We start from the raw sequence: 14,243 nt of genomic DNA on the forward strand, positions 1-14,243 counted from the left end.
CCGGGTTACCCATGAGTTGTCAAGGGTTCTTTTCCCGCTGTCAGGTACGACAGGTAGGGTTCCCGGTACGACAGCGTCCATGATCTGCGCCGCTCGCAGCAGGCGGCGCACCGGATGGGGGAGCAGACCACCGTGACGACCGCCGGCAGCAACGGAGTGCCCGAGGGCCAGGGGGGCGGTGCCCCGCAGGACGACGACCCGTTCGGCTACCTCTACCGCCCGGCCGACGGTTCCACCGGGCAGCCGGCCGAGCCGCAGCAGGGGGTCCCGCGCACGCCGTACAGCCGCCCGATGGAGGTCGGGCGCGCGCAGTACGGCTACCCGCAGGCCGGGCCGCCGCGGGCGCAGCAGCAGCCGTACGGCCAGCAGGGCATGCCGCCGCAGGGGTACCCGGGCGGCCAGCAGCAGGCCCCGTACGGAGGTCAGCCCGGCCCGCCGCAGCAGCCCGAGTACGGTGCCGCGCCCACCCAGCAGACCCGCTACGCGGAGCACTCCAGGCCGCAGCCGGGGGACGAGCCCCGCAGCAGCGGCCGGAGCAAGGGCGCGGTGATCGGTGCGGTCGCCGTGGTCGCGGCGATAGCGATCGGCGCCGGGATAGCGCTCTCCACCGGGGATCCGGGCGGCGAGAAGGACACCAAGGGCGGCACCACGACCGCCGCCCCGCCGGTCTCGGGCAGCCCCGCGCCGACGGCCGCCACCGCGAGCACCACCCCCTCGGCGACCACGACCCCCGTCTCCGGCCCGACGAGCGTGGACGCGAGCCAGCTCCAGGCGCAGAACGCGCCGTCCGGCAACAGCGTCAAGGGCGCCAAGTCGGCCGACGGCAGCTACCTGACGCTCCAGCCGGGCGGCTCGGTGACCTGGACCGGTGAGATCGCCACGGCCGGCACCTACAAGATGTACGTGCACTACAACTACTCCGGCGCGGAGCTCAAGGGCGGGGCCGTGGTGAACGGCAAGGAATGGCCCAGCGGATTGTCGTACAAGATCTACGGGACCCCTCCCAAGGACCAGGCGGCCGCCTGGTACAGCACCTGGATACTGCCGCAGTTCCAGGCCGGGTCGAACTCGGTGACCTTCACGGTGCCCTCCGGGGCCGTCCTGATCGACCAGGTCACCATCGAACCGAGCGGCTGACGCCCCCGGAACACGACACGGCCGCCCGTCCCCGCAGGGGGAGGGCGGCCGTCGGCGTCGCTCAGGCGGGCTTGACGGTGGAGAACGCGTCGCCGCCGATGACCCACCGGCCGCGGCGCATCACGGCGACCAGGTCGTAGCTCTCGGAGTCGACCACGACCAGGTCGGCGAGCTTGCCGGTCTCCAGCGAGCCGATCGAGTCGCTCAGGCCGAGCAGCCGGGCCGGGGTGGCGGACAGCGACTCGACGGTCTGGTTCAGGCTCAGCCCGTTGACGGTGACCGAGCGCTTGAACGCCACGTCCAGCGTGAGGGTGGAGCCGGCGATCGCACCGCCCTCGACCAGCCGGGCGACGCCGTCCTTGACCTCGACCTGGAGCGGGCCGAGCGGGTAGAGGCCGTCGCCCATGCCGGCCGCGCCCATCGCGTCGGTGATCAGGGCGACCCGGTTCGCGCCGGCGGTGCCGTAGGCGAGGTCCAGCACAGAGGGGTGCAGGTGCACGCCGTCGTTGATCAGCTCGACGGTGACCCGCTCGTCCTCCAGCAGCGCCACGATCGGGCCCGGGGCGCGGTGGGCGATGCCGGGCATGGCGTTGAACAGGTGGGTGGCGACGGTGGCGCCGGCCTCGATCGCCTCCAGGGTGGTGGCGTAGTCGGAGTCGGTGTGGCCGACGGCGGCGATCACGCCGAGGTCGGCGAGCATCCGCACCGAGTCCAGGCCGCCGGGCAGTTCGGGGGCCAGGGTGACCATCTTGGCATGGCCGCGGGCGGCGTCGACCAGCTTGCGCACCAGCGCCGGGTCGGGGTCGCGCAGCAGGTCGGGGCGGTGGGCGCCGCAGCGGTTGTGCGAGATGAACGGGCCCTCGAAGTGGATGCCGGCCAGGACGCCGTCCTCGACGAGTTCGGAGAGGACGTGCGCCTGGCGGGCGACCTCGTCGATCTCGCCGGTGACGGTGGAGGCCACCGTGGTGGTGGTGCCGTGCTCCAGGTGGGTGCGGGCGGCGAGCAGGGCCTCCTCGGCGATGCCCGAGGTGTACGCGGCACCGCCGCCGCCGTGCACGTGCAGGTCGACGAAGCCGGGTACGACGGTGTACCCGGTCAGGTCGAGGTCGCCGGGCTCGGTGTCGCCGCCGAAGGCGGCGATGCGCTCGCCCTCCACGGCGAGGCGGTCGCCCTCGACGACGCCGCCGGGCAGGACCAGTCGGGCGCCGGCCAGGGCAGTACGGTCACGGTCCGCGGTGGTCACGCGGTCACCTCCATCGAGAGCAGATCCCAGGCGAGCAGGCCCGCGCCCAGGGAAGCGGCGGTGTCTTTGAGCATGGCTGGTACGACCTTCGGGGGCATCTGGAAGGTCAGTCGCTCGGTGACCGCCGCGCGCAGCGGGGTGAAGAGCGTGTCGCCGGCCTCGGCCAGACCACCGCCGACGATCACCGTGGACGGGTCGAGCAGGCTCTGGGCCAGGAAGATGCCGTCCGCCAGGGCGTCGACGGCCTGCTGCCAGACCGCCAGCGCGCGGTCGTCCCCGGCGTCCACCGCGGCGGCGCAGGATGCCGCGTCGGCGTCGGGGTCACCGCTGGCCTCGGCCCAGGCACGGGAGACGGCGGAGGCCGAGGCCAGCGTCTCCAGGCAGCCGCGGGCGCCGCAGCCGCACAGGGGGCCGCCGGGGCGGACCACGACGTGGCCGATCTCGCCGCCGTAGCCGTGCGCGCCGGCCTCGATCCGGCCGTCGATGCCGATGGCGCCGGCGATGCCGGTGCCGAGGGCGATGAACAGGAAGCGGTCGACGCCCCGGCCGGCTCCGAGCCGGCCCTCGGCCAGGCCCCCGGAGCGCACGTCGTGGCCGAGGGCCACCGGCATCGCGCCGCCGTCCGGTCCGGCCAGACGCTCGCCGAGGAGCCTCCGCAGCGGGAGGTCGCGCCAGCCGAGGTTGGAGGAGTAGACCGCGATGCCGTTCTTCTCGTCGATCGTCCCCGGGACGGCGACACCGGCCGCGAGCGGGGCGACGCCGAAACGGCTGCGGCCTTCGTCCGCCAGGTCGGCGGCGAAGTCGAGGATGGTGGCGACAACGGCGTCCGTGCCGTGTTCCCGCCCGGTCGGTCGGCGTGCTTCGAACAGCACGGAGCCGTCCTGGGCGAGCAGCGCGGCCTTCATGCCGGTGCCGCCTACATCGAGTGCGATGACGTGCTTCACGGAGGACAGTTTCCCTTGGGTGGGTAGAAGAGGTCTAGTCCAGTTGTCGGATTGGTCTGGTCCATACTGGGTGAGCTTTGTCGCAGCTGCGGGATTGTGGGGGGCTTTGCGCCGGGGCGAGGGACGGGGTACGGGGGGTGGAAGCGGGGGTTTTGTTGCGCATCGTGCAATGACTCCGAGCACTTCGGTAACTACTGGGGCGGGCCTGGTCAGTGGTGTGGACCGGTGGTCGGCGGGTTTGGCAGTGTTGCGCGTCCCCCCGCCGGATTTCCCCCGTTCCGGCCGTTCATCCCCCCGAAGGCGGTACCCGCGTTGAACCGACGCGTCCACGTTCCCACCCGTGTGCTCGGCGGTGCGCTGGCCGGAGCACTGGTGCTCACCGCGGTCAGCGCGTGCGGAGGGCAGGACGACGGGACGGTCACCCTCAGACTCGTCGCGGCCGACTACGGCGAGAGCCCCGAGACCAGCTCCCAGCACTACTGGGACGCGCTCGCCAGGGAGTTCGAGGCGGCCAACCCCAGGATCAAGGTCAGCGTCGAGGTGGACAGCTGGACCGAGATCGGCAAGAAGGTCGAGGACATGATCGCGGCCGGCAAGTCGCCGGACCTGCTCCAGACCGGCGGCTTCGCGGACCAGGTCGCGGCGGACCGGCTGTACCCGGCCTCCGAGGTGCTCTCGGTGGAGACCCAGGCGAAGTTCCTGGAGACCTTCGCACACGCCGGACAGGTGCTCGGGACGCAGTACGGGATTCCGTTCGTGTCCTCGTCGCGGGTGCTCTTCTACAACAAGGCGGTGTTCCGGCAGGCCGGGATCACCCAGCCGCCGGCCACCTGGAACGAACTGCGGCAGGACGCGGAGAAGATCAAGGCCAAGGTGCCGGGGGTGACCCCGTACGGGCTGCCGCTGGGGCCTGAGGAGGCACCCGCCGAGTCGATGCTGTGGACGCTGAGCGGCGGCGGCAGCATCTCCGACGACGTGGGCAACTACACCATCGACAGCGCCCAGAACCAGGCGACGTTCGGCTGGCTGAAGAGCAACCTGGTGGGCACCGGGCTGACGTACCCGGACCCGGGCGCGATGAACCGCACCCCGGTGTTCCAGGACTTCGCCGCCGGGAAGGTCGCGATGCTGAACGGGCATCCGACACTGCTGCGGATGGCGACCGCCGGGAAGATCGACTTCGGGACGGCGCCGATCCCGAAGAAGGACGGGGTGGGGCGGACCGGCAGCCTCGGGGTCGCGGACTGGATGACGGCGTTCAAGGCGAACGGGCACAAGAACGAGATCAAGAAGTTCCTGTCGTTCGTCTACGGCAAGGACAACCAGCTGAAGTTCGACGAGCAGTACAACCTGCTGCCGGTCACGCAGGACGCGTTCACCCAGATGTCGTCGGATCCGAAGCACGAGGACCTCAAGCAGTTCGCGGTCGGTCTGACCAACGCGAGCTTCTACCCGTTCGGGGACCCGGCCTGGGGCGAGGTCAGCAACCGGATCAAGGCGGGGATCGGGCAGGCGGTGACGGGGGACCCGAAGCAGGTGCTCGGCGGGCTCCAGGAGTCGGCGGCGAAGGAAGCGGCGAAGGTCCGGAAGTAGGGCCGGGGACGCCGCCGGGGCCGGGGTTCCCCCCCGGCCCCGGCGGTGCGTTTTCGGGTGGTGCGTTTTCGGGTGGTGCGGTGTCGGGCGGGGCTCAGGGGAGCGTGATGGCGTAGGCCTTGCGGAGGGTCTCGTGGACCGTCCAGGTGGTGCGGTCGCCCTCGCGCAGGACCGCGCAGTCGCCGGGGCCGACCTCCAGGGTCGGGCCGCCCTCGACCTCGACGGTGGCTCGCCCGCTGAGCACCACGAACATCTCGTCGGCCTCGACGTCGGTGACCACGCCGGGGGTGATCTGCCAGATGCCGCGCAGGTGGCGGCCGTCGGCGGACTCGGACAGCACCCTGCCGGTGACCTCGGGGGTGCCGGAGACGATCTGGGACGGGTCGAGCGGGTCGGGGTCGAGGTCGGCGGTGGGGATGTGCAGGGCGAAGGCGGGCGTGGTCATGGGGGTGACGTTAGCGGGGGGTCCTGGGCGGCGGGGCGAGCAGTGTGTGTCGGGGTCGCGCGGGAGAATGACACTCCGTAGCGGTGGGCGGAGGGTTTCCGGTGGGTGAGCTGGCCGAGCTGAGTGAGCGGGAGCGGGCGGTGCTGGCGCTGGAGGGGCGGCAGTGGCGGACGGCGGGGGCCAAGGAGCGGGCGATCCGGGAGGAGCTGGGGCTCTCCTCGACGCGGTACTACCAGGTGCTGAACGCTCTGCTGGACCGGGAGGAGGCCTTGGCGCACGCGCCGGTGCTGGTGAATCGGCTGCGGCGGGTGCGGGAGGCTCGGCGGGGGGCTCGTTGAACGGGGGGCTTTCGGGAGGGTGGGGTGGCGGGGGGGGGGGGGGGGGGGGGCGGCGCCGGGGGGGGCCGCTCCGGGGGCTGGATGATTTTCGGACTGCCCTGCTCGTGGGTGCGACGCCCGACGGCGGTGGCAGTCTGAAAATCACCCGTCACGCCCCTCTCCGGGCCACCCTCTGCGCCGCCCCCGCCCGCGGCGCGTCCCTCTCGCCGGGGAGGGAGGGGGAAGGGCGGGTGGGTGGGTGGGGACAGGTGGGCGGGTGGGTGGGACAGGTAGGTGGGTGGGGACAGGGGGGAGGGGCGGGTGGGTGGGTGGGGACAGGTGGGCGGGTGGGTGGGACAGGTAGGTGGGTGGGGACAGGGGGGAGGGGCGGGTGGGGGCTCGGCTGGGCGGGTGGGTGCGGAGGGGGGTGGTCCGGGGTAGGGGCTTCGGTATGGGTTTTGAAGAGAAGTTCGTGCCGGGGACCGGGGCTGGGCGGGACGGGGTGCGGGCCGTCCTGGCGGCGCCCGGGGAGGCCGTGATCGGGTTGGACTTCGACGGGACGCTGGCGCCGATCGTGGCGGATCCCGGGCAGGCGCGGGCCCATCCGGGGGTGGTGGGGGCGTTGCGGCGGTTGACCTCGGTGGTGGGGGCGGTGGTGGTGGTGACGGGGCGGCCGGCCGGGTTGGCGGTGGAGTACGGGGGGTTCGCGGGGCTGCCGGGGGTGGTGGTGCTGGGGCACTACGGGGCCGAGCGGTGGGAGGACGGGGAGCTGTCGGCGCCGGAGGTGCACCCGGGGGTCGCCGGGGTGCGGGCGGCGTTGCCCGAGGTGCTGGAGCGGGTGGGGGCGCCCGAGGGGACGTGGGTGGAGGACAAGGGGCGGTCGGTGGCGGTGCACACCCGGCGGGCGGCGGGGCCGGAGGAGGCGCTGGAGCTGCTGCGGGCGCCGGTGGGGGAGCTGGCGGCCGGGTACGGGCTGGTGGTGGAGCCCGGTCGGCTGGTGCTGGAGCTGCGGCCGCCGGGGGTGGACAAGGGGGCGGCGCTGACCGGGTTCCTGCGGGAGCGGGGGGCCCGTTCGGTGCTCTACGCCGGGGACGACCTGGGGGACGTGGCGGCCTTCGCCGCGGTGGAGAAGCTGCGCGGCGAGGGGGTGGCCGGGGTGCTGGTGTGCGCCGGCGCGGTGGGGGACGCGCCGGTGCGGGAGCTGGCCGACCGGGCGGACCTGGTGGTCGCCGGGCCGGAGGGCGTGGTGGAGCTGTTGGAGGCCCTGGGGGAGGCGCTCACAGGGCGTTGAGCTGGTCCAGGAACCACTGCTGCGGGGGGAGCGCGGTGGCCGCCTCGGCGAGGCGCTTGGTGCGGCCGGCGCGCTCCTCCGGGCTCATGGTGAGGCCGGTGTGGAGGGCCTCCGCGGTGGCGATGACGTCGTAGGGGTTGACGGTGAGGGCGTCGTCCTTGAGTTCGGCGTGGGCGCCGGCCTCGCGGGAGAGGACGAGGGCGCAGCCGTGGTCGGAGACCACGGGCACCTCCTTGGCGACCAGGTTCATGCCGTCGCGGATGGGGTTGACCAGGGCGACGTCGGCCAGCCGGTAGGCGGCGAGGGAGCGCGGGAAGTCGTCGTCGACGTGCAGGATCAGCGGCCGCCAGGTGGGGGTGGCGAACTCCTCGTCGATGGCGGCCGCGAGGTCCTGGACGGCGGCGGTGTAGTTCCGGTACTCGGCGAGGTCGGTGCGGGACGGGTAGGCGAAGGCGATGTGCACCACCCGGTCGTGCCACTCGGGGCGGGTGCGGAGCAGGTGCCGGTACGCCTGGAGGCCGCGGACGATGTTCTTGCTCAGTTCGGTGCGGTCGACCCGGACGATGGTGCGGCGGTCGCCGACGGCCTCGCGGAGCGCGGCGAGGCGCTCGTCGACGTCGGGGCGGTGGGCGCGTTCGCGCAGGAAGTCGGCGTCGGCCCCGAGGGCGTGGACGCCGAGGCGTGTAGTTCGCCGAGTGGGGGTCCCCCCGGCCGAAGGCTGGGGGCGTGTGGTGCGGCCTTCGAAGGTGACGGTGAGCGCGTCGTGGTCGACGGTCGCCCCGAGGAGGTCCTCGCAGCAGGCGGCGAAGGCGCGGGCCCAGCGGTGGGTCAGGAAGCCGGCCCGGTCGGCGCCCAGGATGCCGGTCAGGACGGCCCTGCCGACGTCGTCGGGCAGCATCCGGTAGTACTCGGGCGGCGCCCAGGGGGTGTGCGAGAAGTGGCCGGTGCGCAGGTCGGGGCGGGCCTCCCGGAGCAGGGCCGGGACCAGCGAGAGGTGGTAGTCCTGGACGAGGACGGCGGCGCCCGGGGCGGCTTCGGCGGCCAGGGCTTCGGCGAAGGCCTCGTTGTAGGCCAGGTAGGCGGCCCACTCGGTGCGGAACCCGGCGTCGAAGGCGGGCGCGGTGGGGGTCGCGTAGAGCAGGTGGTGGACGAACCAGAGGGTGGAGTTGGCGACGCCGTTGTAGGCGCGGGCGAAGGTGCGGGGGTCGATGTCCAGCATGCGTACGGCCTGGCCGCCGACGTCGTGGCCGGCCAGGTCGAGGCGGCCGTGGGGGGCCTCGGCGGCGGCTCTGCGGTCGGAGTCGTTGAGGGCGGCGCAGACCCAGACGGCGTTCGGGTCCTCGATGGCGGAGAGGCCGGATACCAGGCCGCCGCCGCCGCGTCGCAGGGTCAGCGTGCCGTCGTCGGAGGTGCTGAAGGACACCGGTCCCCGGTTGGAGGCCACCAGGACGGGGGCGGTGCCGGTCGCACTCGAACGGTTGGTCGTGAGATCGCCCATGGTTGGGATGTTGCCGGGGGTGTGGGGTGGCAAACGTGTCAGTGCCGAGTGGCGTACTCGGGGACGGTGTGCATCGGGGGCCGTTCCAGGGCGGTGATCTCGTAGGTGCGGGGCGTGAAGATGGGGGTCCCCCCGGCCGAAGGCTGGGAGAGGGTCTCCGGGGCGCGGGTGAACTGGGTGAGGTGGGGGCGGACGAGGTCGGCGGAGGCCTTGAGGCGGTGGGCGCGGTCGAGGCGTTCGAGGGCGGTCCGGTAGATGGTGGCGGCCATCCGGCCGAGGGCCTGGCCGTCCTGGTGGCGGTGGTGCCGGACGCCGACGTCCACCTGGGCCAGGGCGTCCAGGCCGGCCAGTTCCAGGGCGTCGACCAGGAGGCCGAGTTCGACGCCGTAGCCGGTGGGGAAGGGCAGCCGTTCGAGCAGCGGGCGGCGGGCCGCGTACTCGCCGCCGAGCGGCTGGACGAAGCCGGCCAGCTCCGGCCAGTGGAGGTTGAGCAGGGGGCGGGCGACGAGTTCGGTGACCCGGCCGCCGCCGGCGGGCAGGACGGCGCCCTCCGACTCCAGGGGGCGGTCGTACATGGCCTTGACCAGCTGGATGGACTCGTCGGTCAGCAGCGGGCCGACGATGCCGGAGACGAGCGCCGGGTCGAACTCGCGCAGGTCGGCGTCGACGAAGCAGACGATGTCGCCGCGGGTGACCAGCAGGGAGCGCCAGAGGACCTCGCCCTTGCCGGGGACGGCGGGCAGGCGGGGGAGGATCCGGTCGCGGTGTTCCACCCGGGCGCCGGCCTCGGCGGCGACGGCGGCGGTGGCGTCGGTCGAGCCGGAGTCCACGACGACGAGCTCGTCGACCAGCGGGAGGCGTTCCATCAGCTCGCGGCGGATGATGCGGACGATGTCGCCGACGGTGGCCTCCTCGTCCAGGGCGGGGAGGACGACGCTGACGGTGCGGCCGGTGCGCTCCTTGGCCGCGAGGAGGGTGTGGACCGGCCGGTCGGCCGCGCTCCAGGAGCGGCGGTGCAGCCAGGACGCCGCCTGCGGGAGGAGCTCGGAGGTCGGTTCGGCGGGCACGGAGGTCTCCTCGGCGAGTCGGGTGGGACGGGTCATCTCGCTTGGCGGACGGTCCCGTTCGGAGTTGACGCCTTCGGATACAGTCTTCGTACAGCGGTCGGACCTTTGCACGCCGGGGTCGCCGCCGAGCACCACCACAATTTCACAAGCTCATCCAGAGGGACTGAGGGAACGGCCCGTTGACGTCCCGGCAACCTTCTCGCCCGGCCGTCCTCGACGGCCCCCGGCGGGACAGGTGCCAATTCCGTCCCGTGCCGCGACCGCGCCACGGGGAAGATGAGGAGAGAGGCCTCCGCCACCATGGCTATCGACATCGCCGCACCCTCCCCCAGCCGTCGGCCGGGGGGACCCCCATCCGTCGACCTCGGCCCCGCCGCCGCCCTGTCCTGTCGGGAGTGCGGCACCCGCTTCCCGCTCGGCCCCAGCTTCGCCTGCCTGGAGTGCTTCGGCCCGCTGGAGATCGCCTACGAGTTCGGCGGTGAGGCCGCCGAGGAGCTGCGCAAGCGGATCGAGGCCGGCCCGGCGTCGATCTGGCGCTACGCGCCGTTGCTGCCGGTCCCGGCCGACGTCGCCTCCAAGCCGAACCTGAACCCGGGGTGGACCCCGCTGGTGAAGGCGGACAACCTGGGCCGCGAGCTCGGTTTCACCGCCCAGCTGCACATCAAGGACGACTCCGGGAACCCGACCCACTCGTTCAAGGACCGCGTGGTGGCCTGTGCCATCGAGGCGGCCAGGGCGTTCGGGTACACCACGCTGTCCTGCTCCTCCACAGGCAACCTGGCCGGTGCGGTGGGCGCGGCGGCGGCCAGGGCCGGTTTCAAGTCCTGCGTGTTCATCCCGCACGACCTGGAGCAGGGCAAGGTCGTCATGGCCGGGGTGTACGGCGGCGAGCTGGTCGGCATCGAGGGCAACTACGACGACGTGAACCGCTTCTGCTCGGAGCTGATCGGTGACTCGGCCGGCGAGGGCTGGGGCTTCGTCAACGTGAACCTGCGGCCGTACTACGGCGAGGGTTCCAAGACGCTGGCGTACGAGATCTGCGAGCAGCTCGGCTGGCGGCTGCCGGAGCAGATCGTGATCCCGATCGCCTCGGGCTCGCAGCTGACGAAGATCGACAAGGGCCTCCAGGAGCTGATCAGGCTCGGCCTGGTCGAGGACCGGCCGTACCGGATCTTCGGCGCCCAGGCCGAGGGCTGCTCGCCGGTGTCGGCCGCGTTCAAGGCCGGCCGGGACGTGATCAAGCCGGTGAAGCCGGACACCATCGCCAAGTCGCTGGCGATCGGCAACCCGGCTGACGGTCCGTACGTGCTGGACATCGCCCGCCGCACCGGTGGCGCGGTGGAGGACGTCACGGACGCGGAGGTCGTGGCGGCGATCCGGCTGCTGGCGCGCACCGAGGGCATCTTCGCCGAGACCGCGGGCGGGGTGACCGTCGGCGTGCTGAAGAAGCTGGTCGAGACCGGGCAGCTGGACCCGGCCAAGGAGACCGTCGCGATCAACACCGGTGACGGCCTGAAGACCCTGGACGCCGTCTCCGACGCCGGGATGACCGCCGTCATCCGCCCGACGCTGGACTCCTTCCGCGCCGCCGGCCTCGCGTCCCTCTGAACCACCCGTCAGGCCCCACCCCCGCAAGGAGAGTCATGAGCGCCAACGTCCGCATCCCCACCATCCTGCGCACCTACACCGGCGGCGCCGCCGAGGTGACCGCCGAGGGTGCCACCCTGGCCGAGGTCATCGCCGACCTGGAGAAGAACCACGCGGGCATCTCGGCCCGCATCCTGGACGACACCGGCAAGCTCCGCCGCTTCGTGAACGTCTACGTGAACGACGACGACGTGCGTTTCGCCGAGGGCCTGGCGACCGAGATCAAGGACGGCGCCGGCGTCTCGATCATCCCGGCGGTGGCCGGCGGCTGCTGAGCCGGCGCGAGCACCCGCGGTCGCCCGCGCGTACGGAATTCCGTTCTCCGTACGCGCGGGCGACCGCTTGCATTCCCGCGGGAATATTTCCGGTTCGAGTCGGAGTAGAGTGTGGCTCGGCTGGGAACAGGGTTTCCCTTTCGGCCCCCGCAGTGCTCGGCCCGGGGAGTCCGGCTGCTGGGCACGGACCGTAAAACATGTCAGGCGGATGTCAGAATTCCCGCAGGCATTTGAGTAATTCGTCCGCTATGTCCGGCGTGGAATGCGGAGATTATTCCGATTCAACCCGTCCTGTCCCCTGCCGCCTTGGCGGAATTACCGGTGGCTGGCCCTGTTGCAGAGGGCGTCGATCCGGATACATTCAGCGGCGGTCGACGCAATCACCCGCTCACCGGAGGCCGTTCGGTGTCCCGTGCGGAGGGTTGCGGCGTGCACGGCTGTGCCCAGGGGGGGTTCCCCGGGCCGGCCTTCAAACCAACCCGGGCCCGCTACCTGCGGGCGCGTGAAGGGCCAGCACAGCACTAGGGGAGTTCGGAATGGCTCAGGGCACCGTCAAGTGGTTCAACGCGGAGAAGGGCTACGGCTTCATCGCGGTCGACGGTGGTGCGGACGTCTTCGTCCACTACAGCGCGATCCAGATGGACGGCTACCGCACCCTCGAGGAGGGCCAGCGGGTCGAGTTCGAGATCTCCCAGGGACAGAAGGGCCCGCAGGCGGACATGGTTCGCGCCGCGGCGGAATGACCCCTTCCGACCCCAGGAGCTCGGCGCGGCCCTACGGCTGGTGACCACTCGCTTCTCGACGGGCCCGTGCGACGCGTGTCGTACGGGCCCGTCGGCGTTCCAGGACGGTCCCGTCGGCGGCTCGCGGATCATCGCCGGGGCTTGCACTCGACCACCCTGAGTGCTAATCATTGGCGTTAGCACTCACAGCGTGAGAGTGACAGCGGACCGGGTCGGTGAGGCCCCCGGGAGCGGTAGGGGAATGGACCCCCGCACACCAGGGCCGTCCGTCGCGGGCACCCCTTGGTCCGAGCAGTCGACCGTGTCCCGGAGGACCACTTCAGATGGCCAAGATCATCGCCTTTGATGAGGAAGCTCGCCGCGGCCTTGAGCGTGGCATGAACCAGCTCGCCGACGCCGTGAAGGTCACGCTCGGCCCCAAGGGCCGCAACGTCGTGCTGGAGAAGAAGTGGGGCGCCCCCACGATCACCAACGACGGTGTCTCCATCGCCAAGGAGATCGAGCTCGAGGACCCGTACGAGAAGATCGGTGCGGAGCTCGTCAAGGAGGTCGCCAAGAAGACGGACGACGTCGCGGGTGACGGCACCACCACCGCCACCGTGCTCGCCCAGGCCCTGGTTCGCGAGGGTCTGCGCAACGTCGCCGCCGGCGCCAACCCGATGGCCCTGAAGCGCGGCATCGAGAAGGCCGTCATCGCCGTCTCGGACCAGCTGCTGGCCCAGGCCAAGGACGTGGAGACCAAGGAGCAGATCGCCTCCACCGCCTCCATCTCCGCCGCTGACACCCAGATCGGCGAGCTGATCGCCGAGGCCATGGACAAGGTCGGCAAGGAAGGCGTCATCACCGTCGAGGAGAGCAACACCTTCGGTCTGGAGCTCGAGCTCACCGAGGGCATGCGCTTCGACAAGGGCTACATCTCGGCCTACTTCGCCACCGACCTGGAGCGCATGGAGACGAGCTTCGAGGACGCCTACATCCTCATCGCCAACTCCAAGATCAGCTCGGTCAAGGACCTGCTGCCGCTGCTGGAGAAGGTCATGCAGGGCGGCAAGTCGCTGGTCATCATCGCCGAGGACGTCGAGGGCGAGGCCCTGTCGACCCTGGTCGTGAACAAGATCCGCGGCACCTTCAAGTCCGTCGCCGTCAAGGCCCCGGGCTTCGGCGACCGCCGCAAGGCCATGCTCGGCGACATCGCCATCCTCACCGGTGGCACCGTGATCTCCGAGGAGGTCGGCCTCAAGCTGGAGAACGCCGGCATCGACCTGCTGGGCCGCGCCCGCAAGGTGGTCATCACCAAGGACGAGACCACCATCATCGATGGTGCCGGTGACGCCGACCAGGTCCAGGGTCGCGTGAACCAGATCCGTGCCGAGATCGAGAACAGCGACTCGGACTACGACCGCGAGAAGCTCCAGGAGCGCCTCGCCAAGCTGGCCGGCGGCGTGGCCGTCATCAAGGCCGGCGCGGCCACCGAGGTGGAGCTCAAGGAGCGCAAGCACCGCATCGAGGACGCCGTCCGCAACGCCAAGGCCGCCGTCGAGGAGGGCATCGTCGCCGGTGGTGGCGTCGCGCTGCTGCAGGCCGGTGTCGCCTTCGACAAGCTGGAGCTGGACGGCGACGAGGCCACCGGTGCCAACATCGTCAAGGTCGCGCTGGAGGCCCCGATCAAGCAGATCGCGACCAACGCCGGCCTGGAGGGTGGCGTCGTGGTGGAGAAGGTGCGCAACCTCCCCGCCGGTCACGGTCTGAACGCCGCCACCAACGAGTACGTCGACCTGGTCGCCGCGGGCATCATCGACCCGGCCAAGGTCACCCGCTCCGCGCTGCAGAACGCCGCCTCCATCGCGGCGCTGTTCCTCACCACCGAGGCCGTCATCGCCGACAAGCCGGAGAAGGCCGCCGCGGCCGCCGGCGGCGGCATGCCGGGCGGTGACATGGACTTCTGATCCTGATCGCTTCGATCGGATCGGCTGGTTCCCCGTCCGCGTGGGCGGTCCCCTTCGGGGGGCCGCCCACGCGGCGTTTCGGCGTTCGGGGGAATCG

Annotated in this window: 13 protein-coding genes and 1 riboswitch; of the genes, 8 read left to right on the plus strand and 5 right to left on the minus strand. The window is 71.9% G+C overall.

Annotated features, from left to right (window positions below):
* The first annotated feature begins 114 nt into the window (after positions 1-114).
* Complete coding sequence (locus ACIQOW_RS25485) at positions 115-1,137, plus strand: hypothetical protein (protein ID WP_401088621.1); 1,023 nt, start codon at positions 115-117, stop codon at positions 1,135-1,137.
* A gap of 61 nt (positions 1,138-1,198) precedes the next feature.
* Here the strand turns inward: ACIQOW_RS25485 and nagA are convergent, their stop codons facing one another.
* Positions 1,199-2,380 (minus strand): N-acetylglucosamine-6-phosphate deacetylase, encoded by a 1,182-nt coding sequence (nagA, locus tag ACIQOW_RS25490; RefSeq protein ID WP_401088622.1) that lies wholly within the window; start codon positions 2,378-2,380, stop codon positions 1,199-1,201.
* Complete coding sequence (locus ACIQOW_RS25495; protein ID WP_188297586.1) at positions 2,377-3,324, minus strand: ROK family protein; 948 nt, start codon at positions 3,322-3,324, stop codon at positions 2,377-2,379. The genes nagA and ACIQOW_RS25495 overlap by 4 nt, the downstream gene beginning before the upstream one ends.
* A gap of 312 nt (positions 3,325-3,636) precedes the next feature.
* Here ACIQOW_RS25495 and ACIQOW_RS25500 point away from each other — a divergent pair, with 312 nt between their 5' ends.
* Positions 3,637-4,917, plus strand: a complete 1,281-nt coding sequence (locus ACIQOW_RS25500; RefSeq protein WP_401088624.1) for an extracellular solute-binding protein — start codon at positions 3,637-3,639, stop codon at positions 4,915-4,917.
* Between the two features lie 94 nt (positions 4,918-5,011).
* On the opposite strand, the gene ACIQOW_RS25505 is transcribed toward ACIQOW_RS25500, so the two are convergent.
* Positions 5,012-5,362 (minus strand): cupin domain-containing protein, encoded by a 351-nt coding sequence (locus ACIQOW_RS25505; RefSeq protein WP_401088626.1) that lies wholly within the window; start codon positions 5,360-5,362, stop codon positions 5,012-5,014.
* 110 nt (positions 5,363-5,472) lie between these two features.
* Here ACIQOW_RS25505 and ACIQOW_RS25510 point away from each other — a divergent pair, with 110 nt between their 5' ends.
* A complete protein-coding gene (locus ACIQOW_RS25510) occupies positions 5,473-5,700 on the plus strand; it encodes a DUF3263 domain-containing protein (RefSeq protein ID WP_188297595.1) in 228 nt (75 codons plus the stop codon).
* Positions 5,701-6,130: 430 nt separating this feature from the next.
* Complete coding sequence (gene otsB / locus ACIQOW_RS25515; protein WP_401088628.1) at positions 6,131-6,970, plus strand: trehalose-phosphatase; 840 nt, start codon at positions 6,131-6,133, stop codon at positions 6,968-6,970.
* Here otsB and ACIQOW_RS25520 read toward each other — a convergent pair.
* A complete protein-coding gene (locus tag ACIQOW_RS25520) occupies positions 6,957-8,468 on the minus strand; it encodes a trehalose-6-phosphate synthase (protein WP_401088630.1) in 1,512 nt (503 codons plus the stop codon). The two genes, otsB and ACIQOW_RS25520, sit on opposite strands and share 14 nt — an antisense overlap.
* A 38-nt stretch (positions 8,469-8,506) precedes the next feature.
* A complete protein-coding gene (locus ACIQOW_RS25525) occupies positions 8,507-9,571 on the minus strand; it encodes a glucosyl-3-phosphoglycerate synthase (RefSeq protein WP_401088632.1) in 1,065 nt (354 codons plus the stop codon).
* Between the two features lie 111 nt (positions 9,572-9,682).
* A riboswitch (SAM riboswitch) is annotated at positions 9,683-9,818 on the plus strand.
* A gap of 17 nt (positions 9,819-9,835) precedes the next feature.
* Between ACIQOW_RS25525 and thrC the strand changes: the two genes are divergently transcribed.
* From thrC to groL, 4 genes are all read left to right on the plus strand, one after another.
* Complete coding sequence (thrC, locus tag ACIQOW_RS25530; protein ID WP_401088634.1) at positions 9,836-11,143, plus strand: threonine synthase; 1,308 nt, start codon at positions 9,836-9,838, stop codon at positions 11,141-11,143.
* 35 nt (positions 11,144-11,178) lie between these two features.
* A complete protein-coding gene (locus ACIQOW_RS25535; RefSeq protein WP_188297580.1) occupies positions 11,179-11,457 on the plus strand; it encodes a MoaD/ThiS family protein in 279 nt (92 codons plus the stop codon).
* A 536-nt stretch (positions 11,458-11,993) separates the two neighbouring features.
* Positions 11,994-12,200 carry a cold-shock protein gene (locus ACIQOW_RS25540; protein WP_188297579.1) on the plus strand — a complete coding sequence of 69 codons (207 nt, stop codon included), beginning with the start codon at positions 11,994-11,996 and terminating at the stop codon, positions 12,198-12,200.
* 323 nt (positions 12,201-12,523) lie between these two features.
* The gene (gene groL, locus ACIQOW_RS25545) at positions 12,524-14,146 is read left to right on the plus strand and encodes a chaperonin GroEL (protein ID WP_401088637.1); all 1,623 of its coding nucleotides are present in this window, start codon (positions 12,524-12,526) and stop codon (positions 14,144-14,146) included.
* Positions 14,147-14,243 lie beyond the last annotated feature (97 nt).

Origin of the sequence: Kitasatospora sp. NPDC091335, from assembly GCF_044757205.1 — a bacterium.
Lineage (GTDB): Bacteria > Actinomycetota > Actinomycetes > Streptomycetales > Streptomycetaceae > Kitasatospora.